Raw genomic sequence first — 26,991 nt, forward strand, 5'->3', positions numbered from 1 at the left:
ATGCACGCTTAAAAGATCATACTCATTTACCACAGAGACATAACTAGTTTCGCTTCTACTTAAAACGATCTAAAAGCTTTTGATCCTTAGCAAAGCTTAGCCCTGCAAGACTTCTTTCTGTAGATCTTCCAAACCTTTTTGCATCATCAATTGCACTTGTTGCGTCAGACTTTCAACAGTATGCCCTTCTGTTGCAATCGCCGGAAAGGTTTTGAGATGCGCCACAACCTTTGGCATTTCCAGCACAGCTTGGACATGTTCGACAAATGTGGTTTCGCCAATAAAAGGCACTACGGTATCTAATTGCCCATGTTGATTTACATAGCAAATCACACAGACTTGTACGGGTTTCTTGGCTTCGATTGCCGCACCTAAGATCCGACCATGTACTTTTTTAACTTTTGAACCATCTGTGGTGGTTGCTTCAGGGAAAAACAACACTGGAATATCTTTACTTAAGAACTCAGCGATTTGCTCTCGGATACGCACCGAATCCCCTGAACCACGTTTAATAAATAAGGTTCCACCACCTTTAGCCAAATTGCCAAAAACTGGCCATTTTTCAATTTCAGCTTTCGCTAAAAAGAATACCCGTGCCCCTGAACCTAAAACAGCGATATCCAACCATGAAATATGATTACTCACCCACAATGCTGGTTCACGCGGAATATCGCCATGTACACGCACGTCGACATTAAATACTTCACTTAAACGGCGACAAAAATACTGAACATAACGGGTATTTTTAGGATTATTCGGATCTTTATAGAGTTGATGGCGGTAAACCAGATAAAAGCCTTCTGCAACAGCAGATGTTCCTGATACCAGTTTTTTACTGTACAAAAAGACTTTAGATAAAGCACTTAATTTCGATGATTTTGACTTTTTGATTGCTTGTTGTTGAGTCATAGATATTCACTAAACAAAATGTATGTCATATTAAACTGACACTATTGTATACATATCTAAATCAACTTGCATTCATCATTAAAGACAACAACATTGATTTACTGTGCGAAATGAATAGCCAAATCAGCTCAACGCTAAATTGTGGCAAAAATTACGCGCCATCAAGCAGCTATGGATTTTTACTAAATTTTAACTCCCCCGTTAACATAACAGGAAAATCCAAATTAAGATTTCACAATAAATTCATATATTTATAATTTTATTGCAATACTTTGCATACAGCTTAGGATTTAACACAGAATATCCTTTAGAATGATTTTTCTAATCTAATGTCTGAGTTTTACAATCTGTGGAATACTTTGATCAAAATCAAGGTGGTGAAAAAACCATTTTAGTCAGTGTGAATGTTCAAATCTTAGAAGATCTTGATGCAGAAGAATTTCGATTACTGGCTAAATCTGCGGGCGCGGATATATTAGAGCATTTAAGCGTACAACGGATTAAACCCGATCCTAAATTCTTTATTGGTTCAGGTAAAGCAGAAGAAATTGCTGCACAAGTTGAGGCAGATGAAGTGGAGTTGGTTATTTTCGACCAAGCACTGTCACCCGCTCAGGAACGTAATTTAGAACGTATTTTAAAATGTCGTGTGATTGACCGTACGGGTTTGATTCTGGATATTTTTGCGCAGCGTGCCCGTACCCATGAAGGTAAGCTGCAAGTTGAATTGGCTCAGTTAGATCATCTTTCTTCACGTTTAGTCCACAGCCGTAGCAATTTGGACAGTCAAAAAGGCGGTATTGGTCTACGTGGACCTGGTGAAACCTTACTTGAAACAGATCGACGTCTATTACGCATCCGTACGGAACAGCTCAAAGATCGTCTGGAAAAAGTCCGAAAAACACGTATTCAAGGCCGTGCTGCGCGCCAAAAAGCCAATATTCCAACTGTATCTTTGGTCGGTTATACCAACGCAGGCAAATCAACACTTTTTAATATTTTGGCAAATAGTGATGTTTATGCAGCTGATCAATTATTTGCCACACTCGATCCAACCTTACGCCGTTTAGATTGGGATGGTATTGGCACGCTTGTTCTTGCAGACACTGTTGGTTTTGTGCGCAATCTCGCTCATTCTTTAGTCGAATCCTTTAAGGCAACTTTGGAAGAAACTTTAGAAGCCACTTTACTGTTACATATCATCGATTCGAGTAGTCCAGATGTTATGGAACAGATTGATGCCGTAGAAACGGTGTTAAATGAAATTGGCGCAGATGTTCCAATATTAAGAGTCTATAACAAGATCGATCAAAGCGGAGAAGAAGCCAAAATCGTTTATGCCAAACCGCACCAACCTGAGCGTGTTTATGTTTCAGCCCATACACAACAAGGCTTAGACTTGTTACGTAAAGCGGTACATGAATGTTTGATGGGCCAAATTCAACGTTTTGAACTACAATTAAAACCCGCTTATGGCAAGTTAAAAAATCAACTTTACGATCTTAATGTCATCGAATCTGAACATTATGATGATGAAGGCAACTTACAATTGGTGGTTGCCATGGCACCACAAAAACTGGAACAGCTCATCAATCAGGCACATTTACCGCTCGTTGAAATCCTTGGCAATAAGGCAGAACAATTTAAAAGGCCGTTAGAAGAGTTTGAAATAAAGCGCTAAATCGGTTAAAACGTGAAAGATCAATTTTTATAAATAAACACACATGGATCAGTTAAAAGGTATCGATTGGCAAGCATGGATCTTCACAATAGGACTTATCATCTTCTTTCGTGAAGCTTCTGTGTTGGTGATGTCACAATTTAATCATCCTGAATTGGGCAATTTAACAGGTCTACTCAGCCTACTGTTTGTGCTGGTTTTATGGCGTAGATTCAAAAAAATCCCTGCTCGTTTGGTCGATACCAATAATAAATTAATGAGAGAAAGTGGCTTTGCTTTCCTACCGATATGTGCGGGTTCATTAATCATGCTGGTCAGTATGGGAAAAGAGATCCCCTTATTTCTGGTTGTGATGTTTGTCAGCACACTGATTCCACTCTGGATTTATGCAAAAATGGCGAAGAAGTGGCTATAGGAGGCTGATATGTTAAGTGTACTCACTGGGTTTTTAATCACGCTAATTGCCTATTTGGCGGCGAAACCAATTAATAAACGCTTTCCTCAAATTCCGCTTCTGGTCATTGGCATGTTTTTTGTGATTGGAATTTTAATGATCTTTAAAATTCCTTATGAAAAATACAATACTGATATGAATGGTCTATTTAGCCACCTACTCGGTTATGTCACTGTGGCCTTGGCTATTCCATTAGCGGCAATGCGTTATGATGATTTACCACTGAAATCTGTTGTCGGGATCTTGGTGTTTGCCAGTATCAGTGCTGTCGCATTACCCATGAGCTTGGCTTATTTACTGCATATGTCGGAACCGACCATTATGGCCTTTGCTACACGTGCCGTGACTACGCCAATTGCAATCAATATTGCAACTTTATTGCACTCACCAGTCACATTAGTGATTTTGATCGTCATTTTATCAGGCGTGATTGGGGCCGCATTTTCATCGATTATTTTACGTAATATTAATGATGAACGCGCGTCTGGCTTGGCTTTAGGACTGGCTGCACATGCCATCGGAACGGCCCAAGCTTGGCAACGTGGCGCAGTTGCAGGTCGTTATGCAGCCTTTGGAATGGCAGTAAATGCGGTGTTCACAGCCATCTGGTTGCCAACCTTCATACTTTTTATAAAATAAATGTGATTTAGTTTACTTTTCACATGATTGCCTAGAGTAATTATTCAGCTTAAGATGAACTATTCTTTCCCCCATTTTGATAAGGAATCAATAAATGAGGTTTAATAAGTTCATCTTAGGGACATTATTTTCTGTTTTAAGCTGTAGCAGTATGGCAAAAGATATCACTGGTACTTGGAAAAATATCGATGATAAAACTGGCTCATCTAAAGCTGTGCTTGAAATACGCAAAGAAGCCAATGGCACATATACCGGTAAAATCATCAAAATTACCCCACGTCCTGGTTATACTCCAAAAGAAACCTGTATAGACTGTCCAGCGCCTTATACCAATAAACCCATTTTAGGTATGGATGTTCTTAAAAATCTCAAACAAACCAGTGAAGAAGATTATGTTGGTGGAAAAATTATTGACCCACTTACAGGTAAAATTTATTCCATGAAAGCCAAACTCAACTCAAACGGTAATCGCTTAATGTTAAGAGGTTATGTGGGAGTGTCTGCACTTGGTCGTAGTCAAACTTGGATTCGTGAATAAGGTCTTATTCACTGATCACAACATTTAAACTTATCACAACATTTAAACTTAAAAGAAAATAGGTATGCTTATGAAAAAAGGAATTTTCAGTTGTATGCTACTGGGAATGATCAGCTGGACACATGCAGCTGACATCACTGGCACATGGCGCACTGTTGATGATAAAACAGGTTATGTTCGTGCACATATTCAAATCGAGAAACTAAAAGATGATACTTATGTCGGGAAAATCATTAAAGATTTTCCTGCACCCGGCGAAGCTGCTTTAACACAATGTCGCAATTGCCCCGCACCCTTTACCAATAAACCCATTATTGGCTTAACCATCTTACAAAAGTTAAAAGCTGATCCAAACAACCCAAACAGCTATATTGGTGGTGAAGTTCTGGATCCTCGCGGAGGAAAAATTTATCATGGCAAAGCCCGCTTAAATGCAAGTGGAAACCGCCTGACCTTACGTGGCTATCTTGGTATTTCGCTGATTGGTCGAAGTCAGACATGGATTCGACAAGAATAATTTGCTTTTTAATTGATAGATAAATTCGCCATTTAAAAGATTAAAATCATTGAAAATGGCGCATTGACACTATGCTTGAATCTCGTGATATTGCCCAAAATAAAAGCCACATGTTGTGGCTTTATTCATATCAAAAAACAGGATTATCGACACTAAAAAGTTTTTGATCTTCTAGTCGATAAGCCAGCAGGTGATGCCCCCAAACACAGCCACCATCTACATTTTGGATTTGCGCATTGATGCGCTCACCTTGCAACGCTGCCCAATGTCCAAAAACGATCTGATGAGTTTTTGCTGTCTGTGATTCAAACTTAAACCATGGCTGAAAACCTGCTGGCATCGGCTCATCTAAAGCATCTTTAAAACTAAACTCTAAACGACCTTGTGCATCAGTCAGGCGCATACGGGTTAAATAATTGGTAATACAGCGTAAGCGAGCATGACCTTGTAAATCATCTGCCCATAAATCTGGCTCAGTGCCATACATCTCTTTTAGAAATGAATCCAGCACAGCAAAGTCATCATGCGCTAAGACTGCTTCTACTTCTTTGGCCAACGCGGCAGTCTTTTCCGCATCCCAAATATTCGGGATACCCGCATGGGTCAAAATCGTCTTTTCATTGGGAAATAAACACAAAGGCTGTTTACGCAACCAATCAACCAATTCATCACTTTCTAAAGCATGAATAACATCATCAATCTGGTCTTTTTCTTTGAGTTTTTTGATCCCACGTGCAACCGCCAGTAGATTTAAATCATGATTGCCAAGGACTGTCGCAGCATTGCCTTGTTCGCATAATTTTTTGATAAAGCGTAATGCACCCACTGAATTTTCACCACGCGCGATTAAATCGCCCGCAAACCAAATAAAATCTTGATCAGCATCGAACTGGATTTCTTTGAGTAGTGCTTTCAGTGCTTCAAAACACCCTTGTACATCACCAATCACATAATTATATCTGACTTTTTCCAGCGCCATTTAAGCCACCATTTGGTCAGATAATGCAACAAACTGAGCCAATGTTAAGGTTTCTGGGCGTGCCATTGGATCTACACCAGCATTTTCAAAACCATCTTCAACCAACATACCTTTTAAGCTATTACGTAATGTTTTTCGGCGTTGGGTAAACACATGCGATACCAAACGAGCCAAGGCTTTTTCACTTTTAGCAACAATTGGTTTAGTCGCATAAGGTTCTAAACGGAATACCGCAGATGTTACTTTTGGTGGTGGATTGAATGATCCCGGTGGCACTTCAAACAAGAAAGTAGGTTTGCAGAAGTATTGAATCATCACCGACAAACGCCCATATTCTTTGGTGTTTGGAGATGCGGTAATACGATCAACCACTTCTTTTTGCAACATAAAATGCATGTCTTTGACTTTGTCACCAAATTCTAAGAGATGGAAAAGCAAAGGCGTTGAAATATTATAAGGTAGGTTTCCGACCACACGTAAAGGACGGCCTTCCTGAAATAATTCAGTAAAATCATATTTTAACGCATCAGTTTCAATGATGGTGAGGCGTTCAGGATGTGGTACTCGACCCAGCAAGCCTGCTGCCAAGTCACGATCCAGTTCTAGCACTGTCAAAGCATCACATTCACCATTTAAAGGTGAAGTTAAAGCAGCTAAACCTGGTCCAATTTCAACAATATTTTCCCCTGATCGCGGGGCAACAGAACGAACAATTTTGGCAATCACACGTTGGTCATGTAAGAAGTTTTGTCCAAAACGCTTACGCGTATGATGCCCTTCATCTTTAGGGTTTAGGGCATTAATTTGATACATAAAATTCTCCACATTGATTGATGACCACTATTGCGTATTCGACTCTAACTTGCTTAGGCTATTAAAGATTTCATCAGATTTAGTTAAATTTTCCCTTGTTGCTTGATATATAGCAACTAAGGTATCTCGTTTTTTAAGCAGGTCGAGTGCCTCATGATGATCTAAGATCTTCGCATAATCTTCTTGAATTGATTGTAAGCTCTGACGCATCTCTGCATCTTTAACACGTTCAATACCTAATTCGGCATTACCTTTAAGCTGTGCTTGAAGATAAGTATCAAATGTATCAAGGTCAGACCAAAAATCTTCGATATTATAGACAACGTTTTCATCACCTTCAGATATTTTCTTCATTGAACGTGCAAAACGATCAGCAATAGAAGCTTGATTTTTCGAGATGATGACTTGAGCTGAGGGATAATTTGCTCGAATCATTTGATCCGTTAACAGATTGTATTCAGCTTGAATATCAAGAATAGTGTCTTGAATGATGATATTGAGGTCTTGTATGGCAATTATACTACTTTTATGCTTTACCAAAAGATCAATATTAGCATTGATTGCTTCTCCGTCTTTAAGCATTTTATCCATGCCACTATGATTCGCATATTTTTTATGCACCATTGCCAATGCTTGATTAAATTTTTCTTGGCTGTTCTTTAAATTATCTACAGTGAGTGAACCAGCATATTGCACAACATCTTGTGACTGTCTTGGAATTTGCAGTGACAAAACCCGTAAATCACATACACTGTGATCCATTGCAAGGTTCGAGCAAGCAGATAGCATAGAGGCGATCAATACAGCCGCTATGCTATTTTTTATGCAACGCTTCATGGATTGTGGTTTTATATGGTTGTTCTTATGCTTAATGATTGACATTACTCATTTTCCATTTGTTTGAAATTTAAATAATTATTATTCAATAAAGTTAATTCGAGCGAGCGAGATCAAGCGCTAAATCGACAGCGACATGCAAACTTGAACTTTTTGCAAGGCCTGTACCGGCAAGGGAGAGCGCAGTGCCATGATCTACTGAAGTACGAATAAAAGGTAAACCCAAAGTAATATTAATGGCTTCGCCAAATCCCTGCGATTTTAACACAGGTAAACCCTGATCGTGATACATCGCCAAAACAGCATCAGTACCTTTTAAATGATCCACAGTAAATAAAGTATCAGCAGGCATACTTAAACTCATGTCTATACCTTGCGCTCGATAACTTTCAAGCACTGGATTGATCGTATCAATTTCTTCATGACCTAAGTAGCCACCCTCTCCAGCATGCGGGTTTAAGCCACACACCAAAATACGCGGATGATTAATTTTAAATTTTGTTTTTAAATCATGAATAAGAATATCAATCACCTGATGGAGACGCTGTTTGGTAATGGCATCTGCAACGTCACGCAGCGGTAAATGCGTGGTCACTAAAGCGACTCTTAAGGTTTTTGTTGCAAGCATCATGACCACACGTTCCACACCAGCAAACTCTTGGTAATATTCCGTATGACCGCTGAAGTGGATCCCTGCGTCATTGATAATTGACTTTTGTACTGGCGCTGTAGCAACACCAACACTGAGTCCTTGCATGGCATAGTATGCAGTTCGGCGTAATTGTTCGATCACATATGCAGAGTTTTGCGAGTTTAACGTCCCTAAAACAACATCCACGGCTAAAGGAACATGTTCCACATAGAGCTGACCTTGAGCCAAACACTCCCTCTGCCCTTGATACTCAATAAGCTGAACGCTTTTGTTTAAAATTTTGGCACGATCCCTCAACATATTGATATCAGCCAATACAACAACTGGACGATCATCAATACGATCTGCCAAATCTAAACAAATATCTGGGCCAATGCCAGCAGGCTCACCACTGGTTATATATAAAGGAAGCATCTAGAACTCTTTTAACAGACCTTGCATAGATAGTATACATCGGTTCTAAATTATCATTTCCAATTCAAGTTCATTTTTATATCGAATATAACGGAAACATGTAAAAAATAAACCAAAAACAATTTCTCAAGAAAACTATGCGACTCAATTATAAACATTTTTTGTATTTCAGTTTTAGAAAGCTGAAATTTATAATGAAAAATATATATAAAAATACATTACTTATGCTGTAAATCAGCAATAAAATTAGCACGATTACAACTTAAGCTTAAAGTCTAAAAGAAATATCCTTTCCAAGACTATACCGCCCTACATATTTTCATCATTCTCATCTAAGTCAAAAGTTATCTATTCGATGACGATTCTTTTAGCAATTCATTCTATAAAAATTAACGGATTGAATATCACATCTTAAATAGAATGCTTAAAGCTGACTTTTAGTCGCTGGACGAGTTTCTGGTTGAGCTTGCTCTTGATCAATCTCAGAGAAATCAAACATCGATTCAACCTCTTTCCCACACTTGGCTGGGTCAATATGTTGATCAAAGATTATTCTGACTCGATGGTCAGGTTCAACTTTTCCATAGACTGTATATTCGCCACTTCGGCTTTTATCGTCATCATCCTTCCATTGCACAACCGCATCGACTTCTTCACCAATCGGGATGTGTTGCGTTTGAATAAGCAGTCCAACCGCTTGGCAAGGATATGCGGATTGAATTTCCTCACTAAAATCGACCGTCATCCATTTGGCATCCAGGATCGTCTCCAGTTCTTCTCGCTGTTGTTTTCTTGCTGCTTTTTCTTCCTTGGTTTTTCCTGCTTGTTTTATTTTTTCATTTTCCCATGCTTTTTCATTTTCTAGTATGTTCTTTGGATTCATTTGATTGAACTGGACTTGCTGATCCAGCAAATCCGCTTGAGCAAAACAGAGGTTTAAGTTGCCTACGCCGAATAGCAGTAGAACGAATTTTATTGAATTTATTATTTTCATTTTTGCCTGACTTATTTTCTTTATATCACTTTAATTATTCATGAATCCCGTCACAATTCCAATATAAATCAGAAAACCTTACAACATTTTATCCAAACTAAGCTTTGCTTTTGGGTCCGTTTATCCATATAATGATGCGCTTGAAATTCAATATTTCAATTGCGACTCTAACTCTTTTCAGATAGAATTCGCACTCCTTTTTGTTTGGACAGATTCCATAGTCCAAACCAACTATAATAGGTAGTGGTTTAATGAAAACTCTCAGCGCTAAGCCAGCTGAAGTTCAACACGACTGGTATGTTGTTGATGCTTCTGGCAAAACTTTAGGTCGCCTTGCGACTGAAATCGCTCGTCGTTTACGCGGTAAACACAAAACTTCTTATACGCCTCACGTTGACACTGGTGACTACATCGTTGTGATCAATGCTGAACAAGTACAAGTGACTGGTAAAAAATCACTTGATAAGAAATACTATCGCCACACTGGTTTCCCTGGTGGTATTCGTGAAACTAATTTCGAAAAATTAGTTGCTCACAAACCAGAAGAAATCTTCGAACGTGCTGTAAAAGGCATGTTGCCAAAAGGTCCTCTTGGTTACGCGATGATCAAGAAAATGAAAGTGTACGCTGGTACTGAGCATCCTCATACTGCTCAACAGCCACAAGTTTTGGACATCTAAGGGATACAGCACATGGCTACTAACTATGGTACAGGTCGCCGTAAGACCGCAACTGCACGTGTTTTCCTATCAGCTGGTACTGGTAAACTCGTAATCAACAACCGCACTCTTGAACAGTATTTCGGTCGTGAAACTGCTCGTATGGTTGTTCGTCAACCACTTGAGCTTTTAGAAGTTACTGAAAAATTTGACCTTTACATCACTGTTGCTGGTGGTGGTATTGGTGGTCAAGCAGGCGCTATCCGTCACGGTATTACTCGTGCATTGATCGCTTCTGACGAGACTTTAAAACCTGCTCTTCGTCAAGCTGGTTTCGTTACTCGTGATGCTCGTGAAGTTGAACGTAAGAAACTTGGTTTACGTAAAGCTCGTAAACGTCCTCAATTCTCTAAACGTTAATTCGTTTACCGAATCGGACAAAAAACCTCGGCATTTGCCGAGGTTTTTTTATGGGGTAACTATTCGAAGTTATTTTGTTTTATCTCGTTTAGAACAGTCCATGACAGCGTCAGAAATCCCATCGGCAGCTTTTGATTCTGTAATCGTACAGCCATTTTCCTGATAAGTTCGAGTTTCCTTAGAAAACTTATGATCTTTCGGAATCGGTGCATTACACGGCTTATTGGTCTTTACATTGACCATTTTCACGGGTCCATCGTTATAGATCGTCACCTTACAACCCTTTACAACGTATTCTTGCTCGATCCCTCCATACATTTCATCTTCAGAAGCGTCAGATGCAACATCACAAGCCTCATCTGCGCGACATAAGGCCCCTGCTCCAGCCACTTCCGCACCAGCAGCTTCGATTGCTTCAGCGGCAGCCTCTTGTACTTGCGCATCTACAGATTGCTTCTTTGCATATGTATTTGAAATGCCCATCATCAATAGCAATGCCAACGCCAATTTACTGTGCTTATTTATTAAATTCATAGGTTTATCCTTGTTTTCTATCTATTTGATAGCAATACCCACCATAAGCTTATTAAAGTTAAGATGATTTTATTGTCTATTTTTAGTATTCTACTCTATTCACTTCACTTAGTTTTTGGAATATGCCTGTCGAAAATGCACCTCAACAAGGGATTACGTTGTATAGCCACGAGGATGACTTTCGTTCACATTGGATTAGATTTCTTCTTGCAGAAAAACAAATTAAACACACCTTAATCATTGTCGAAGAAGATGACGAAGATTTAGCCAGTTTAAATCCATATAATCAACTGCCTATGCTGATTGAAAATGATTTAAAGCTGTTTAATACCAGTATTATTTCTGAATACTTAGATGACCGTTATCGACAAAACAAACTCTATGCGGATGCCCCAGCACCACGCGCAGAACAAAGACAGTATATTTGGCGCTTTGAACAAGATTGGCTGAAACTTGCAGATATTATGCTACGCCACCCAGATACACTTAATGAAGCTGCAAAAAAGAATGCACAAAAACAATTAAAAGATACTTTGGTATCCCTTACCCCACTTTTTCAACATTATCCTTATTTTATGTCTGAAAACTTTACAATTTTAGATTGCATGTTAGCGCCAATTTTCATACGGTTAAAACATATGGGAATTGAATTACCGAAACAGCAATCTCGTCCAATTTTATTATATTGCCAACGGATTTTTAGCCGCCCAGCTTTTTTAAAGTCGATGACTTTTAAAGAGAAAAACAGATATAGTGAATTTCTGGCAAAATTCTAGATCGCAAATCAATAGAGTACTTTTTAATGTCTGAACAAGAATTGAACTTAACCCCAACTCGACCATACCTTGCACGCGCAATATATGAATGGATTTGCGACAACAATTTAACGCCATACTTACTTGTTGACGCAACCAAACCCTATACCGATGTACCACAACAATTTGTACAAGATGGGCAAATTGTATTGAACATCGCACCACATTCTGTGCATATGTTAAATATGACCAATGAGGCAATTACCTTCTCTGCTCGTTTTAGTGGTGCATCTAAAGATATCTATGTACCTATAAATGCGGTATTAGGCTTGTATGCACGCGAAAATGGACAAGGATTATTCTTTGATCCAGATGAATATGCCAATGTGCAAATAGATGAAGATGTTTTAGAATCAAATACTAGTGAAGAAGTAGAAACTAAAACTGAGACACCAAAGAAAAAACCAAGTTTAAGAATTTTAGAATAGAACAAGGAGAACTGAATGGCTTTTGATCTCGTACAATACTTTGCTGAGCAGATAAAGATTCAAAAGCCTCAGCTATTATCTCAATTAGAGCCTGCTCAACGTATAGCACATATTGAAGAACTCAATGCTTTAACGTTGGGTAAACTCATTACGCTATGGCGTAAAGATGATGATGCGTTGTATCAAGAAATTCTTTCGCAAGATCAGTTATACAGCCAAGAAATTTCTCGACATCTCACCACCTCTACTCAGAATAAATCCAGTTTAGATAAATCTATACTTGAACCAGCAACAACGGAAATTCTTGAACTACAGCTTGCTGAATTAAAGCAACTTGAAACAGCGGGAAGTTTAGGTAAGCGAGGTCTTCGAGAATTGGTGATTGGGCAAATTGAGCACCTATCAGGTCAGGCGAAAGATTGGGTTTGGTCAACAAACGAACTAACTGAACTGATTGGCTCTCAACCTGTACCCGAAGAAGAGATATCATTAGATGAAACGATGAAGGAGTTTAATCAAATGGTCAATGTTCAAAAAGCAGATCTTCATACAGATCATCAAGACGTCGTAGTAACCGAAACGGCAAACCCAACTTGGGCTAAAATTGCAGAACCTGTGGTGGCACTTGTGGTTTTGTATATTCTTTTTGAAGCAGCAACGAAGCTTTTTGCTTAATTTAGTTTGATAATTAAAATTTATAAAAAGCGATCAAAATGATCGCTTTTTTTCATGTAAAAAATACTTAAGTAATTTTAATCATTTCACGTGATTAAAATCACAGTAATAATATTATAAATGATAAAATATGCACAATCATAATAAATATTCAAATCACTATTAAGTTAAGCTTTTATTGATAAAAATAACTAAGCAATTTATTTAACTTTGAGATAGATTTTTTATAATAACTAATGTTAATTTAAAGCTATGAAACTCTCTAAACTTTAAGAAAAATTAACAGTTTACACAGGAGGATAATAATGTAAGAAATATACTGATTAAATGCCAAGCAATTAAACATTAAAAAAATGATTTTACTGGAAAAAGAACAAATCTAGCGTTAACTTAAACTAACTACGACCGTTAAAAAACAGTTTACACTTTAATTTTTTAATATTAGATAAGTGATATTATGAACAATCAATGTATCAATATCGCAATTTCAGGCTTAGGTTTAACCACCTCTGACGATCTTAAAATAAGACTTAGAAAAATTTTACCAACCAATATTGGTATAAATTGGACAAGTGTTTCAGATCAAAATATAAATTGTATTTTGATCAATGAGCAGTTTTTTGAAAATAATAATATCCAGAATATTATCCAAAATAAAAATATTCCTTATTTAAAAATTTCAAAACATAGTGAGCATAAAGAAAGTGCAGAAGACAATTTACTCTGCATCCCGATTTATGACGAATTCACATTGAAAAACTGGGTCAATATCAAATTACTGCATAAGACCGAAACAGAACAGTTGGAACTTAGCCAAGTTCCCGATGATGAAGCTGAGGATCAGCTTGAAATCAAAGAAATTGATTTTTTTGCAGCGCTTTTCTATCACGACAGTCGCAAAGTCATTTTAAATGATCATCTCGGCACGATTGCGATTATCGACCATCATGCGCATTTGGCATGGCTAGAAGCCACCCGTGAAGAATACCAAACAGATCGCTCGATACACTACACTGCGGCAGTCACTGCGGACTTTATAAAAGTTTCTCGTAAACGACAATTCAACTTAGAAAATTGGTTATTTAACCTAATTTGGAAAAATCCCAATTTAATCACCGTACCTGCGGCTGATAAATATTATCGTCTCAAATTCTGGATTCAGCCCAATGAGTTGGATAAGAAATTACTGTTACAACTAAGTGCATGCTTTATTTCTGGGGCTGAGATCCAACATGTCTCAGACAAACTCAACCTTCCAGTCGCAACCGTGCAGCACTTTGTTGCTGCGAATCTAGCCATCCATAACGCTGAACTGATTTCAGCAAAAGAAAGTCTATTTGATAAAACACCAAGTAATACTGAGCAAACGGAAGAAAAAGGGATTTTAAAAAGCTTTTTTAACAAATTAAAAAGTCGATTTAAATTTTAAGGGATAAATACACGATGATTATTCAGAAATATAAAATTGTTTTTGCAGGTTCAATGGGGGCAGGTAAAACTGAAGCAATTAAATCATTATCAGAAGTACCTGTATTAGCAACAGAAGCATTTAACACCGATGATCGTAGCCATAAAAAACTAAACACAACCGTGGGAATCGATTATGGCGAAGTAACGCTAGATGATGGCAGTAAAGTTGGGCTGTATGGCACACCAGGACAAGGTCGCTTTGACTTTATGTGGGGCGTGATATGCAAAGGCGCGATTGGTACGATTCTGTTGATTGATCATAGCTTAGCAACCCCCTTAGATGAACTGGAATATTACCTCAATATTTTTAAACAATATGGTGAAAACATTGTGATTGGAGTCACCCATATCGATGATGATATGAATAAGCCAACGCACCAATACCGTCAATGGTTGATGGAACGTAATTTAAATTTACCTGTGTTTTTTATTGATGCACGCAAGAAAACTGATGTGTTATTGCTCTTAGAGACCTTAATCACCACATTAGAAGTAAAATATTTATAGACTATTGATATGTATCCGCTTACTGGAAGTGTATTCGGATACTCAAAAGTCACTATATTTAAACCAGTTAATTATTCATATAAGTGATATCTATCAAGTCATTGATCAGAAATCAAGCTTATGTTTTATATGAAATTTTGGTTATCAATTGATTTTTTGTACTTTTGAATCCTAGATAGTTATCCTACTGCGGGGCGACATGGATGTCGCCGTTGGGCGGGGGTACAGGACGTACCCCTCGCCAAACAAAAGATTTTTGTCACTTTTCATCTCTGAAAAGTGAGGCATCGCCTACGCAAAGGGATTTAAACGTTGAATTTAAGGTGTGGCATTGCAAGCTTTTTTATAATTAAGCAATTGATTTTTTTCATATAATTTATTTAATTAATTAAAAACATTAATTAATTAAAATTATATTCTTGTGTATGCGTTTTTTGAGAGGTTAACTATATTTAAAGCCGCTATTTAAGCAATGGGGAAATAAACCGAATCCACTTGATAGCATAAAGGAATAAAATCTTTAGCCTTATTACTGTTTGTAAGGCTACTGTCTATAAGATTGCATGAATTGTTGTTTGTGACTTACTTTGTGCTTTAGACTGATACATCAATAAACCTGCCTGATGTGTTGCATCATCGACATTGTCAGGTAATTCATTGTAAATACGGATTCCCATACTAAAATTGATACCGAATTTTTGCTTCAAGCCACTAAATAAGAAACTATTTCTAAGTCGTTTTGCGTAGTCCTCAGCTTGAATTGCAGAACCCAAAACAACAACACTTCAAAAATCCAATTAAATCGATGTTTTAATTAATTTTAATAATCGAATTTAGACGTCAATGAGTCACTTATAGTTAAAATATGCAATAAAGTAAAGTTTTGAATATGATGATTTTTAGCTTCTTATAGGTAATTTCTTAATTGCTTTGTCGGTAAGTTAATCAGATCAAATAAATGGAATTGTAAAATATAGTTTTTATCGAATTTTTCAGGATGAGCGGGAAAACAACTCTGGTTTACTTCAACTATTAAAACTTTGTAAGTTTTAATCCTATTGCCTATAAACTTTTGATTTATAGCGTCCTAAGCCGAATCGAGACCTTGTGGGTAAGTACTACACTCACGTTGTACGTAACTGGTAGCAATCTACTCTTTTCGATCCCTTACATCCTTGAGATAAATATTAACGAAATCGGCTCGGGATTATTTCCCTAAGATTAAGATTTTCTCGTGAAATTTAGAATTATTTCCCGCAATCAAACACAATCTCAGGATTTTTTATCTTTTATATTTCCAAAATGATTTTTTATTGCAAACTAATTTAAAAAATCGAGAATATATTTCTGTTCTTATCAACAAAGATGCAAACCCCAAAGAGCCGTAACGCTCAAAAGCTTTTTCTGTATTTTTAATCTTTCACTCGTCTTTTTTTATTTCTCTTTTATTCATTTCCGATAATAAATCCAATTGAATTTCCTGAATTTTTGCCAGTTTATCCCACTGATGAATGAGTAAATGATCTATTTTTTCATGCAAATGACGGATTTCTAATTCAGCTTTCAAATTGACTTGATAATCATTTTGGGAGCGTAAGCGATCTTTGGCTTCTTGACGGTTTTGGCTCATCATAATAATTGGTGCTTGTACTGCAGCAAGACAAGATAAAATAAGATTTAATAGAATAAAAGGATAAGGATCAGCAGGTTGTTTTACGATCACAACTGTGTTTAATAAAATCCAAACAACTAAAAAAAGCATAAAACAAATTAAAAACGTCCAACTTCCGCCAAAAGTCGCAATTTTATCTGCGAGCCTTTCCCCAATGGTCCATTTTTTTTCGAGTTGTGTTTCAGTATTTTTTGTTATTAATTCATGCTGTTGCATACTATTAAGCACTTCATACTCTAGGTTTGACACCTCCCCCTGCTCCGATTGAAGCAAAGATTGCACATACTGCATACGATATTTGGTTAAATCTGCTTTACAAATATAATCCTGCGCAGACCAATTGGGAAAATCTCGTGCAATTTCTTCAGTAATAACCTTACGTATAGCCCCGAGCGGAACAACATTCGCATGTGAAAAAGTTTGATTACATATTAAGCAAATATGATTTTCATTTTTATCATTCATTGCACTACTCTTTATCATTGTTTGGTTTCAATATCTGTCATTATTTGAATAAAGTATAGAACTTATTTTAATGTGATGCTGTGATGAAATCATTTTGCTTTGATCTATTTTTCTGATGTTTTGAATAGGCTTAATTGATGAGTTTTATTTGAGATTTTCACATTATTTTTATCGAATTTTTCAGGATGAGTGGGAAAACAACTCTGGTTTACTTCAACTATTAAAACTTGGTAAGTTTTAATCCTATTGCCTATAAACTTATGGTTTATAGCGTCCTAAGCCGAATCGAGACCTTGTGGGTAAGTACTGCACTCACGTTGTACGCAACTGGCAGCAATCTACTCTTTTCGATCCCTTACATCCTTGAGATAAATATTAGCCAAATCGACTCGGGATTATTTTCCTAAGATAGATTAATTTTTTTATTTTTTAGGAAAATTTTCCTTTAAAAGTTACTTAATAAAGAAAAATTTTCAATAAAGCTTATTTAATGATTTTTTATTGCATAAATTCTAAAAAAAATGCAAATTTAATTTATAAATTTGCATTTTAGTTATTCTATTTAAATGATCACACGCTTTAATCTACTAACTTAAGACGCATCTTTTAGCGAGGTTGTTTTACTATCACGCAAAATATCTTCCAAGCCTTGGGTATCCTGATTTAAAAATGCGGTTAAACTCGCTTTTACCTGTTCAAGCGTACTGTGTTTGATTGCAAATACTTCTTTATTTTTCCGTGTCATCAAGCCAAATAATTCACGTTGTTGAAAAATCAATTTGATATTACTTTCTATCTTAAATTCAAAATCCTCACTTTTTGCATAAGCATTTAATGTAATTTTTAAAAATGCTTCTGACACTGAGTTCAACACTGTAAAAATAGTGTTTCGACCATCCAATTGTAATTGCAAAACGCGTTGACGGCGCCAACTGATACTTTCAAACTTCGCCAATATCTCAGCAATGTCTAAGCTCTCTTGCTCCATCTCACGCTCATCGGTGTGATTAGGATACTGAATTTGAATTTCAAACTTGTTCATTATTTTATAACGCATACCCTTAAAATCTATTTGTAGTGTAACAACACTCTTTAAAATTAATAGCGACTCCAATCAAAAAATTATAAATTAATCATTGATTTTAAATTACAAATTGTAAAATTTATCACTATATTTAATTTTTATATGCACTAAGTTTATTTTATCTCTTGGTCAAACAATCAAGCCCGTTTATTCTTTTTTTACAGATCAATAAGGAAGCTCAAGCTTCCTTACTTTTTATAAAAGATGTCGATCTCTAGTCATTATGCCAAACGATGCTCTTGCAGCATTTTTTTATGCATCAATTGTCGATATTGTTCTGTCATCTCTTCGATTTGACCATTTAGGAATAAGCTGAGCTGTTCTGAAACTTGCGCTTGGTTTAAGTTTTTATACACCACATCATATTTCTTTTTGCGCGTTAAAAATCCCAAAAATTCCTTACTTTCAACAATCACTTGGATATTGCTATCGATCTGAAAAACAGGGTCTGCTTTACTCGAGTGTGTATTTAACTGGATATGTAAATAAAGTTCTGTCTCCGTGTCCTGTACAGCAAAGGAAATATCAGAATTTTCAACTTGTCCCTGTGTCAGAAATAAACGGCGCCAATTAATCGCATAAAATTTTGCACGAATTTGCTCAATGTCCTCTGCCTCAAATGACACGATATCTTGCGCAGGCAAATTGATCTCGACCTCGAACTTTCTCATTGTTCTCACCTATCCATGTGATGTTTATATTATGAGCTATTAATAGCATTTATATCTTTGTTTTAAAACAAATATTTATGTTAAATCATTAAAATTTATTACTTTTTATCAAACACTCATCACAAAAATCAGATTATTTATTGATGAAGTTTTTATTAATTTTTCTATTTTTATATCAACCAGTAAAAAGTATCAGCATCTTTCAATTCTCAAGTTATTTAAAAAATGAGTCAGTATAAGCTTTCGTCGTGACTTCAAACGATTGACGTTTAAAATATACATTTCAATTGAATAGATATACGTTCTATCATTTTTAATATTATGTTGTTTCACCACATAAAGATGGAACAGCAGGTAAAATTGGTGATGGTTAAAGGCTATCAGCTGCTTAACAACAGCAAACACATCCCTTAATTTTTTCACGAGGCCAATTCATCTTTGCTCGCTTAATTGCCAACTCACTTGTCGCAAAAAAACCCAGTAGATTTTGATTTTCCGCCTTAGGTAAATGCTCACAAGCTTTGCTTGCATTATGTACTTCATATACACCATTGGCTTGCGCATTTACATTGATAATAAATTTGTCCATCATAAAAGTTTCCCCCAATACTCTTAAAAAGACTTTGAGATTAAATCCATAAAGATAATGTTTTTATAAATCCCATAATAAAAGTATGCCTTTATGATGCAAAAATCAATCTCTCTTTAATTGATTTATTGTTGGGGGAAATTTGTCTTTGTATTCAATTTAGAGTGAATCAACTTTCTATGTCAAAAAACAGAAAACACTTAATCCAATTTAATGACTCAACCCAATTGAATTGAGTCATCATCCTCTTTAGATCTTGATAAACAATTGCTTCAAAAGTGCTTTAACACACTAACTACAATGGATGAACAACGCTTTCTTGCTTTTTCTTTCTTAACCAGCGAACCGCTACCACCATCAAGATAATACCAACCACCACCACTAATACAGGAACGATAAGCGATAATACCGATACCACGATTGCCCCAATCCACTCACCTGTAGACACCAAAGGATTGGCTATTCCGCCTGTCGTTGCAGTAGATACACCACGAACCGCAACCGTGCCCATTTGTACAGCTGTTGCTGTACCACCACCAACGATAATCGCAGCCGCCCAACTAGCAAACTGTGACATTTCACCTGTACTGACTGCCATGGTGGTCAATGTTCCAGCCACCATCGCTGCTGGCGTGGCAATAGTATCTAAAGCATTGTCGACCCAAGGAATATAGTACGCGCCAATTTCACAAATGGTTGCGACAGCTAAACCAATACATACCGATGGTATCGCTAACCACTCAAAACCTTTCATTGGCTCAAACCAACCCATCAGTGATGCAACACTCATCACCAATAACGGTACAAATACACGAAAACCGCAGGCGGCACTTAAACCAATGCCAATACATAAACTCAGGATTGTTTCCATAATGATTTATCTGCCTTTTTCTCGTTATCTTTTGAACTATTATTAAATTAACAAAAAGCCCTATCACTGGATAGGGCTTTTGCTTAAAACAGGGAGTATCTGTTTTATCTGTGCGGCTTAGCAATCTTATTTTTTAAATTGATTGCCAAGGCATTTGGTACACTGGGGTAAACGATCTGTACCAATTTCTAAGTAAGTGCGATGTCCGCATTGGACACAAAAATAGAAGCCTGTTCCGGGTTTTTCGCCAGCAGTAACCATTTTTGTTCTCCATAGGTTTTAGAAATGGTGAATAAAGTATAGCCATATTTTGATGTATGTCTACTGTCTATTTCTAAAAATGATGGTGTCATTTTTGCAAGAAATGATTTCAAAAGAGAAATTTATCGTTTTGAGAGCTACTGCTTAATCATTAAATAGCGCAAACCATTTAAAGCTCTTCTCTTTCTTGAGGTGGCTCATCTGTTCTTTCTTCCTCATAAAAATCATCAGGCATCTGTGACAATGCATTTAAAAGGCGCTCAGCTGTGATTGATTCATCAGAATTTACTGTATCACTTTGAGTTTTTCGTAATAAAGACATTTTATTCCCCAAATAAAAACCCCACTTAACAGTAGGGCTTTTTTACAACACTATCAATTACTTTTAATCCTCAATTAATCTTCTTTTTAAAAGAGAAGAACTCCCTCCTTTTTCAAAGGAGGGTTGGGGAGGATTTAAAGAATAGAACTCAATCAAGCCACTTGCACTTCCAAGAAATCCTGTGCAAAGCGTTGTAATACCCCACCCGCTTCATACACATGCACTTCTTCTTCAGTATCCAAACGACAAGTTACAGGAACTTCAATCACTTCATTTTTACCATCAACCGTGGCACGTTCAATCACCAAGGTTAAGTCTGTACGTGGTGCAATATTACCAATCACGCTATACAGCTCAGTACCATCAAGCTTTAAGGTTTTACGGTCGGTGCCCGCTTTAAACTCAAGTGGTAACACGCCCATACCAACAAGGTTAGTACGGTGGATACGTTCAAAGCCTTCAGCCACAATCGCTTCAACCCCAGCAAGACGAACACCTTTTGCAGCCCAGTCACGGCTAGAGCCTTGACCATAGTCCTTACCAGCAATGATGATTAGTGGTTGCTTACGATTCATATAAATCTCAATCGCTTCCCACATACGCATCACTTCGCCTTCTGGCTCAACACGCGCTTTAGAACCTTGTTTGATGGTACCGTCAGAACGAACCACCATTTCATTAAACAGTTTTGGGTTGGCAAAAGTTGCACGTTGCGCGGTCAAATGGTCACCACGATGCGTTGCATACGAGTTAAAGTCTTCTTCAGGAACACCCATTTTATGCAGATATTCGCCTGCTGCCGAATCCATCATAATTGCATTCGATGGTGATAAATGATCCGTGGTAATGTTGTCAGGTAAGATCGCAAGCGGACGCATATTTGACAATGTACGTGGTGCAGCCAAAGCCCCTTCCCAATACGGCGGACGACGGATATAAGTACTTTGCGGACGCCAATCGTATAACGGGCTTTCTGATTTTTCTGTCACCCCCAAATCAAACATCGGGATATACACTTTACGGAACTGTTCAGGTTTTACAGATTGTTTAACCAACGCATCAATTTCAGCATCCGATGGCCAAACATCTTTTAGGTAAATTGGATTACCGTCTTTGTCATTGCCCAATGAATCCGTTTCAATATCAAAACGAATTGTGCCCGCAATTGCATAAGCCACCACCAAAGGCGGTGAAGCCAAGAATGCTTGTTTTGCATAAGGATGGATACGACCATCAAAGTTACGGTTACCTGAAAGTACCGCAGTGGCATATAAATCACGGTCAATAATTTCTTGCTGAATCTTTGGATCTAAAGCACCAGACATACCGTTACACGTCGTGCATGCATAGGCCACGATACCAAAACCAAGCTTTTCTAAATCTTCCAGTACACCAGCTTCTTCAAGGTAAAGTGCAGCAGCTTTAGAACCTGGTGCAAATGATGATTTCACCCAAGGTTTACGTACTAAGCCCAATTCATTTGCTTTACGTGCCAATAAACCCGCGGCAACGGTATTACGAGGATTTGATGTATTGGTACAAGAGGTAATCGCGGCAATAATGATTGCACCATCAGGCATTAAACCATCAGTACGGTTTTCAACTACGCCTGCAATGCCTTTCTCTTTTAAATCTGCTGTTGATACACGTGCATGTGGGTTTGATGGACCTGCAATATTACGTGTTACCGTTGAAAGATCGAAACGAAGTACGCGAGGATATTCTGCTTGTTGCATATCCGATGCCCAAAGACCAATTTCTTTGGCATAACTTTCCACCAATTTGATTTGGTCTGATTCACGACCAGTCAAGGTTAAATAATCAATGGTGTTCTGGTCGATATAGAACATTGCCGCAGTTGCGCCATATTCTGGAGTCATATTGGAAATCGTTGCACGATCTCCTACAGACATACTGTCCGCACCTTCACCAAAGAATTCTAAATATGCACCCACTACACGTTCTTTACGCAAGAATTCTGTAAGTGCTAAAACGATATCTGTTGCCGTGATACCAGCTTTACGCTGTCCCACCAATTCCACACCGATTATGTCTGGAAGACGCATCCAAGATGCACGACCAAGCATGACATTTTCAGCTTCCAAACCACCAACACCGATAGAAATTACACCCAGTGCATCTGTATGTGGCGTATGTGAATCCGTACCAACGCAAGTATCTGGAAATGCGATACCTTCGCGGTTTTGAATCACTGGAGACATTTTCTCCAAGTTGATTTGGTGCATGATGCCGTTACCAGCTGGGATCACATCGACATTTTCAAATGCTGTTTTGGTCCATTCAATAAAGTGAAAACGATCTTCATTACGACGGTCTTCTACAGCACGGTTTTTTTCAAATGCATCTGGGTCAAAGCCACCGTATTCCACTGCTAGAGAGTGGTCAACGATCAACTGTGTTGGTACAACAGGATTAACTTTAGCAGGGTCACCGCCTTGGTCTGCAATCGCATCACGCAAACCTGCAAGGTCGACTAATGCCGTCTGTCCAAGGATATCGTGACATACCACACGTGCTGGATACCAAGGGAAATCATGGTCTTGTTTACGGTTAATCAGTTCTTTTAAAGACTGTTCGAGAATATCTGGATCACAACGACGTACCAGCTGTTCAGCCAACACTTTTGAAGTGTATGGAAGTTTTGCATATGCGCCTTGCTGGATATCTTCTACGGCTTGACGCACATCGAAGTATTCGAGCTGGGTACCTTGCAGTGGTTTACGATAGTTGTTATTCATTAGTTTTGTGCCTCTTGCATCATTTTGTACTGCGTGTCTAATGATTGGCATAGTACACTGTCGAAAACCCATTTCCCAAATCGTTTATATTTCATAAACTTAGATATAAAAACAGGGGTTTTAGAAATATTTAGTAACAACTTCATTAAAATATTTGCACTAAAACTGCTTTTTTTTGAAAAATAGCGGAAAATAAGATTAATTCTTTAGTATTAGATTTAAGATAAGCGAGCAATTCATGAGCGATCTAGCTTTCTCCTCATTTACCTTGATTGGTGTTGATGCAATCAAATTTCTACAAGGTCAAGTGACTGTAAACGTTGAAGCTTTGGCGGAAAATATCACCCAATACACTGCGATTTGTGATCTTAAAGGTCGTATCCATTTTGGCTTATGGCTTAAAAAAATTAATCCTGAACATTTAGAAATTGTTACGACTCAAGATCAAGCTGAAGAATTTGCCAAACATATTAAAAAATACGGCGCTTTTTCTAAAATGAAGCTTGAAGAAACTGGACGAGTTTTTCCAACATTGAACGGCTCAACGACAGATTTTTCTGCTACAGAAACCGATATTTCAGTATGGGAAATTGCTGCAATTCAAACTGGTCAAGCTTATATAAATCAAGCAATTGAACATGTATTTCAACCACAAGAATTACGCTTACACCAACGTGAAGGAATCAATTATGACAAAGGCTGTTATCTTGGTCAGGAAGTGATTGCACGCCTCTGGTTTAAGGCAAAACCAAAAGCATGGTTACATGTCATTCAAGGTACAGGTCCTGCCCCTGCTCAAGCTGAACAATTGAATAAAGGTGTTCAAGTAGTAAACAGTGCAGCATTTGAAAATGGTTATATTGCGCTTGTAGTTGCCCGTCCTGATGCTTTAGAAGAGTTAGATGTGACTGTTTTAGCATTACCTGAAAGCTTAAGTGGTGATGTGGCGAGACCGCAGTAATTTCTCAAAGTTGATTACAATAATAAACCTACAACCTTGTAGGTTTATTAAGAGAATTAAATGATTAAGTCAATTACAACAACTTTAACAATAGTAATAGGTTAGCTTCATTTTCATAGATGAATACTTTGCTAATCTAGTACGGCTTCCAAAGATTTATCGACAATTTATATTTTTACTTTCACCTGAATTTTGTATCCCAGCCATGCTCTTTTTACTAACTCCTAAATTTTTAGAAAAGTTGAAAATTTAGGAAGATGCTTTTTGCCGAACATAATAAATCACACCACTCTTATCATCAGAAAAATAAAATGAATTTTCATCTACTCGATAAATATCACAAGGGCGACCATAGACATTTTTGCCCACTAAAAAACCATCCATAAACGTCTGTAGTTTTTGCCCTTTACGCATAATCACAATTTTATAACCATGACCAATTGTGGCATCGGTAGAACCATGTAAAGCAACTAAAAAAGAATTTTTGATGGTGTCATCTGTATTGGGATGATCAAAATAGTCAAAACCAAGTGCAGATGAATGCGCAGGGAAATAGGCATAAGGAGGCAATACATTTTTGCAACCTGACGGACGTTTAAATTTTGGATCTGCCAAAATTTTACCATTCGACGAATAACATGAAGCCCAGCCATAATCTGCATCACGTTTGAGTGCATAAAAAGTTTCATCAGGCTTATTTTTACCCAAATGATCCACACCTTGATTGGTGGCAAATAAAAAATTACCAACCCATTTCAAACCGACTGCGTTGCGTAAACCTGTAGCAAAAATCTTTTGTTGCGAACCATCGGGATTCATTTCTAATACTGTTGCCCGAACTTTTTCTTTCTCGGTACAAGCATTGCAACTTGAGCCGACAGAAACGTAAATTTTCCCATTCCCACCCACAGCAATTGTTCGCGTTAGATGCCAACCACCATATTTATAACTTAAACCGTAGTCAGGAAAAGTCACTAAAACTTCGGCTTTATCGGTTGGTTTAATTTCACCTTTGGTAAATTTTCGTCGGGTCAGTTGATTAGTTTCCGCTAAATACAACCAATCTTGTCCTGAAGAGTCTGTATAAAATTGAACTGAATTAGGATTCTTCAACCCCGTCATATAAGGAATAATTTTGCCGAATTTTCCCGTTTCAGGGTTCCATTCATCCAAAATATAAACGATGCCTTTTTTATTATCAGTCAAATCGTGCATATCTGTTACAAACATTCTGCCATCGGGAGCTTTACTAAAAAAACGAACTCGCTTTAAGCCCTCAGCCGCTGGAATAATTTCGTAATTTGCTGGAAGATTTAAAGAAAAGCGCTTCCCATTTTTTAAGTTTACCTGATGAGGCACAAGATTTGGCTGTTGGGCTAAAATCCCCATTGAACAAACTAAACTTATGAATAAGATTGACAGTACTTTCATCATAGATACGTCTCGATTAATCTTAGCAAAAACAGCCTTCTTTTTTATATTATATAACTTGAAGCACGAGTATATAGTCAAATAATTTTGCTAGAAAAATACAAAGACCATCCAGATACAAGCCATTATCTTATATTGTTTTTAGCCAAACGCCGAAAGTATTGTTGTAGTGGATTAATGCATTCACTCTCGTTTTATGGCACACAGCGCATCAAAAAACAGAACTAAGAAAATAAACAATGACAACATCAAAAATTATTACTTTAGAAAGCCCTAACCACCATCAATACATCGGTAGAGGGCCCATCCAAATGCTTAAAGTATTTTTATAGCCCAATTGAACAGTTCACTAATTTTCAAGGAGTATTAGGGTCTGTTGACAATTCGTCTATGTTTGCGACTACGTGTGTTTTTTAGGCGATACTAGGCACGAAATACAAAATTTAGTCATTCTAAATGAGTAGTTCGTAACGACGTAGCGGCAAAAAACACGCTAGTCCCGAAGGGTTGTGGCTAAAATTATCTCAGCCTTCGTTATGAAACTCGAAAATAGTCTCGCTATTCTCTTCGTTTCATGCCTTGCCTGCTCAATTTTAACCTACAACGCAAGCCATTTATGAAATATCAACAGCCCCCTAAAACCCATGGAATAATTTATTCATGTCTTTACACAAATAATCTTTAAAGTGAAATGCCCGTGCATGTTTTGCATCAAACTTGGCCGTTTGACCATCTTTTTCAAAAATATAAACACGGTCATCCTTACTGACAAGAAACTCACCACCCAGTTTGATCAGTAAGGCGTCTATCTTATCTTCATCGGCAATACTGTCATCTTGGCTGACTTTGTCATAATTACGTCTAATGCCTTTAATAAACATTGTCTACTCACACGTTCTATTTAGCCAGAATTATACCCTTTTCATTGCATTTAAAATGGCCCTAAATAAACATTATCAAAATCATTCGG

General features: G+C 37.3%; 30 protein-coding genes and 1 pseudogene. 13 read left to right on the forward strand and 18 right to left on the reverse strand.

Annotation, left to right across the window (positions count from 1 at the left end; translation table 11 throughout):
• Positions 1-96: 96 nt before the first annotated feature.
• Positions 97-909, reverse strand: coding sequence for a lysophospholipid acyltransferase family protein (locus L3V46_RS17900; RefSeq protein WP_105713267.1), 813 nt, complete (start codon positions 907-909; stop codon positions 97-99).
• Between the two features lie 349 nt (positions 910-1,258).
• Here L3V46_RS17900 and hflX point away from each other — a divergent pair, with 349 nt between their 5' ends.
• The 5 genes from hflX to L3V46_RS17925 all read left to right on the forward strand — a co-directional run bounded on the left by hflX (position 1,259) and on the right by L3V46_RS17925 (position 4,738).
• The gene (hflX, locus tag L3V46_RS17905) at positions 1,259-2,590 is read left to right on the forward strand and encodes a ribosome rescue GTPase HflX (RefSeq protein ID WP_239046403.1); all 1,332 of its coding nucleotides are present in this window, start codon (positions 1,259-1,261) and stop codon (positions 2,588-2,590) included.
• Positions 2,591-2,633: 43 nt separating this feature from the next.
• Positions 2,634-3,005: a hypothetical protein gene (locus L3V46_RS17910; protein ID WP_034610058.1), complete on the forward strand. Its 372-nt coding sequence runs from the start codon at positions 2,634-2,636 to the stop codon at positions 3,003-3,005.
• Between the two features lie 9 nt (positions 3,006-3,014).
• Positions 3,015-3,683: an LrgB family protein gene (locus tag L3V46_RS17915; protein ID WP_004722933.1), complete on the forward strand. Its 669-nt coding sequence runs from the start codon at positions 3,015-3,017 to the stop codon at positions 3,681-3,683.
• Positions 3,684-3,777: 94 nt separating this feature from the next.
• Complete coding sequence (locus L3V46_RS17920; protein WP_004819221.1) at positions 3,778-4,221, forward strand: DUF2147 domain-containing protein; 444 nt, start codon at positions 3,778-3,780, stop codon at positions 4,219-4,221.
• A gap of 70 nt (positions 4,222-4,291) precedes the next feature.
• The gene (locus L3V46_RS17925; RefSeq protein WP_004819219.1) at positions 4,292-4,738 is read left to right on the forward strand and encodes a DUF2147 domain-containing protein; all 447 of its coding nucleotides are present in this window, start codon (positions 4,292-4,294) and stop codon (positions 4,736-4,738) included.
• Positions 4,739-4,868: 130 nt separating this feature from the next.
• Here L3V46_RS17925 and L3V46_RS17930 read toward each other — a convergent pair whose 3' ends face one another.
• The 5 genes from L3V46_RS17930 to L3V46_RS17950 form a co-directional block, all read right to left on the reverse strand.
• A complete protein-coding gene (locus L3V46_RS17930) occupies positions 4,869-5,717 on the reverse strand; it encodes a symmetrical bis(5'-nucleosyl)-tetraphosphatase (RefSeq protein WP_239046404.1) in 849 nt (282 codons plus the stop codon).
• Entirely contained in the window at positions 5,718-6,530 is an 813-nt protein-coding gene (gene rsmA / locus L3V46_RS17935) for a 16S rRNA (adenine(1518)-N(6)/adenine(1519)-N(6))-dimethyltransferase RsmA (RefSeq protein ID WP_239046405.1), read from the reverse strand.
• Between the two features lie 27 nt (positions 6,531-6,557).
• Positions 6,558-7,412 (reverse strand): hypothetical protein, encoded by an 855-nt coding sequence (locus L3V46_RS17940; protein ID WP_004819215.1) that lies wholly within the window; start codon positions 7,410-7,412, stop codon positions 6,558-6,560.
• Positions 7,413-7,461: 49 nt separating this feature from the next.
• Positions 7,462-8,433 carry a 4-hydroxythreonine-4-phosphate dehydrogenase PdxA gene (gene pdxA / locus L3V46_RS17945; RefSeq protein ID WP_004819213.1) on the reverse strand — a complete coding sequence of 324 codons (972 nt, stop codon included), beginning with the start codon at positions 8,431-8,433 and terminating at the stop codon, positions 7,462-7,464.
• A 424-nt stretch (positions 8,434-8,857) separates the two neighbouring features.
• On the reverse strand, positions 8,858-9,427 hold the full coding sequence (locus L3V46_RS17950) for a hypothetical protein (RefSeq protein WP_239046406.1): 570 nt from the start codon (positions 9,425-9,427) through the stop codon (positions 8,858-8,860).
• Positions 9,428-9,678: 251 nt separating this feature from the next.
• On the opposite strand from L3V46_RS17950, the gene rplM reads away from it, so the two are divergent.
• Both rplM and rpsI read left to right on the forward strand, forming a co-directional pair.
• Positions 9,679-10,107: a 50S ribosomal protein L13 gene (rplM, locus tag L3V46_RS17955; RefSeq protein ID WP_004722943.1), complete on the forward strand. Its 429-nt coding sequence runs from the start codon at positions 9,679-9,681 to the stop codon at positions 10,105-10,107.
• A 12-nt stretch (positions 10,108-10,119) separates the two neighbouring features.
• A complete protein-coding gene (gene rpsI / locus L3V46_RS17960; protein WP_004647927.1) occupies positions 10,120-10,506 on the forward strand; it encodes a 30S ribosomal protein S9 in 387 nt (128 codons plus the stop codon).
• A gap of 177 nt (positions 10,507-10,683) precedes the next feature.
• Here the strand turns inward: rpsI and L3V46_RS17965 are convergent.
• Positions 10,684-10,992: pseudogene (locus L3V46_RS17965) on the reverse strand (hypothetical protein); the annotation flags it as partial.
• A gap of 170 nt (positions 10,993-11,162) precedes the next feature.
• Between L3V46_RS17965 and L3V46_RS17970 the strand changes: the two are divergent.
• The 5 genes from L3V46_RS17970 to L3V46_RS17990 all read left to right on the forward strand — a co-directional run bounded on the left by L3V46_RS17970 (position 11,163) and on the right by L3V46_RS17990 (position 14,935).
• Positions 11,163-11,816, forward strand: coding sequence for a glutathione S-transferase N-terminal domain-containing protein (locus tag L3V46_RS17970; RefSeq protein WP_004722947.1), 654 nt, complete (start codon positions 11,163-11,165; stop codon positions 11,814-11,816).
• A 26-nt stretch (positions 11,817-11,842) separates the two neighbouring features.
• The gene (locus tag L3V46_RS17975; protein ID WP_239046407.1) at positions 11,843-12,283 is read left to right on the forward strand and encodes a ClpXP protease specificity-enhancing factor; all 441 of its coding nucleotides are present in this window, start codon (positions 11,843-11,845) and stop codon (positions 12,281-12,283) included.
• 15 nt (positions 12,284-12,298) lie between these two features.
• The gene (locus L3V46_RS17980; RefSeq protein WP_004819206.1) at positions 12,299-12,958 is read left to right on the forward strand and encodes a hypothetical protein; all 660 of its coding nucleotides are present in this window, start codon (positions 12,299-12,301) and stop codon (positions 12,956-12,958) included.
• A 457-nt stretch (positions 12,959-13,415) separates the two neighbouring features.
• Positions 13,416-14,387, forward strand: coding sequence for a hypothetical protein (locus L3V46_RS17985; RefSeq protein WP_239046408.1), 972 nt, complete (start codon positions 13,416-13,418; stop codon positions 14,385-14,387).
• A gap of 14 nt (positions 14,388-14,401) precedes the next feature.
• Entirely contained in the window at positions 14,402-14,935 is a 534-nt protein-coding gene (locus L3V46_RS17990; protein ID WP_239046409.1) for a GTP-binding protein, read from the forward strand.
• 551 nt (positions 14,936-15,486) lie between these two features.
• On the opposite strand, the gene L3V46_RS17995 is transcribed toward L3V46_RS17990, so the two are convergent.
• From L3V46_RS17995 to acnD, 9 genes are all read right to left on the reverse strand, one after another.
• A complete protein-coding gene (locus tag L3V46_RS17995) occupies positions 15,487-15,708 on the reverse strand; it encodes a hypothetical protein (protein ID WP_239046410.1) in 222 nt (73 codons plus the stop codon).
• A gap of 647 nt (positions 15,709-16,355) precedes the next feature.
• Positions 16,356-17,072 (reverse strand): DUF1003 domain-containing protein, encoded by a 717-nt coding sequence (locus L3V46_RS18000; protein ID WP_004819201.1) that lies wholly within the window; start codon positions 17,070-17,072, stop codon positions 16,356-16,358.
• A gap of 592 nt (positions 17,073-17,664) precedes the next feature.
• Positions 17,665-18,129 (reverse strand): hypothetical protein, encoded by a 465-nt coding sequence (locus L3V46_RS18005; RefSeq protein WP_239046411.1) that lies wholly within the window; start codon positions 18,127-18,129, stop codon positions 17,665-17,667.
• A 248-nt stretch (positions 18,130-18,377) separates the two neighbouring features.
• Positions 18,378-18,827 (reverse strand): hypothetical protein, encoded by a 450-nt coding sequence (locus tag L3V46_RS18010; RefSeq protein ID WP_239046412.1) that lies wholly within the window; start codon positions 18,825-18,827, stop codon positions 18,378-18,380.
• A gap of 388 nt (positions 18,828-19,215) precedes the next feature.
• Entirely contained in the window at positions 19,216-19,419 is a 204-nt protein-coding gene (locus L3V46_RS18015) for a hypothetical protein (RefSeq protein WP_081407350.1), read from the reverse strand.
• A gap of 292 nt (positions 19,420-19,711) precedes the next feature.
• Entirely contained in the window at positions 19,712-20,287 is a 576-nt protein-coding gene (locus L3V46_RS18020) for a DUF4126 domain-containing protein (protein WP_056514777.1), read from the reverse strand.
• Between the two features lie 126 nt (positions 20,288-20,413).
• Complete coding sequence (locus L3V46_RS18025) at positions 20,414-20,548, reverse strand: hypothetical protein (protein ID WP_004722968.1); 135 nt, start codon at positions 20,546-20,548, stop codon at positions 20,414-20,416.
• A 169-nt stretch (positions 20,549-20,717) separates the two neighbouring features.
• Positions 20,718-20,870: a hypothetical protein gene (locus L3V46_RS18030; RefSeq protein WP_239046413.1), complete on the reverse strand. Its 153-nt coding sequence runs from the start codon at positions 20,868-20,870 to the stop codon at positions 20,718-20,720.
• Between the two features lie 152 nt (positions 20,871-21,022).
• The gene (acnD, locus tag L3V46_RS18035) at positions 21,023-23,629 is read right to left on the reverse strand and encodes a Fe/S-dependent 2-methylisocitrate dehydratase AcnD (protein ID WP_239046414.1); all 2,607 of its coding nucleotides are present in this window, start codon (positions 23,627-23,629) and stop codon (positions 21,023-21,025) included.
• 238 nt (positions 23,630-23,867) lie between these two features.
• Here acnD and L3V46_RS18040 point away from each other — a divergent pair, with 238 nt between their 5' ends.
• On the forward strand, positions 23,868-24,590 hold the full coding sequence (locus L3V46_RS18040) for a folate-binding Fe/S cluster repair protein (protein ID WP_096733238.1): 723 nt from the start codon (positions 23,868-23,870) through the stop codon (positions 24,588-24,590).
• 249 nt (positions 24,591-24,839) lie between these two features.
• Here L3V46_RS18040 and L3V46_RS18045 read toward each other — a convergent pair whose 3' ends face one another.
• Both L3V46_RS18045 and L3V46_RS18050 read right to left on the reverse strand, forming a co-directional pair.
• Positions 24,840-26,024, reverse strand: coding sequence for a hypothetical protein (locus L3V46_RS18045; protein WP_004819183.1), 1,185 nt, complete (start codon positions 26,022-26,024; stop codon positions 24,840-24,842).
• 632 nt (positions 26,025-26,656) lie between these two features.
• A complete protein-coding gene (locus L3V46_RS18050; RefSeq protein ID WP_004722984.1) occupies positions 26,657-26,902 on the reverse strand; it encodes a hypothetical protein in 246 nt (81 codons plus the stop codon).
• Between the last annotated feature and the right edge of the window lie 89 nt (positions 26,903-26,991).

Origin of the sequence: Acinetobacter sp. AG3 (assembly GCF_022343575.1) — a bacterium.
Classification (GTDB): domain Bacteria; phylum Pseudomonadota; class Gammaproteobacteria; order Pseudomonadales; family Moraxellaceae; genus Acinetobacter; species Acinetobacter guillouiae.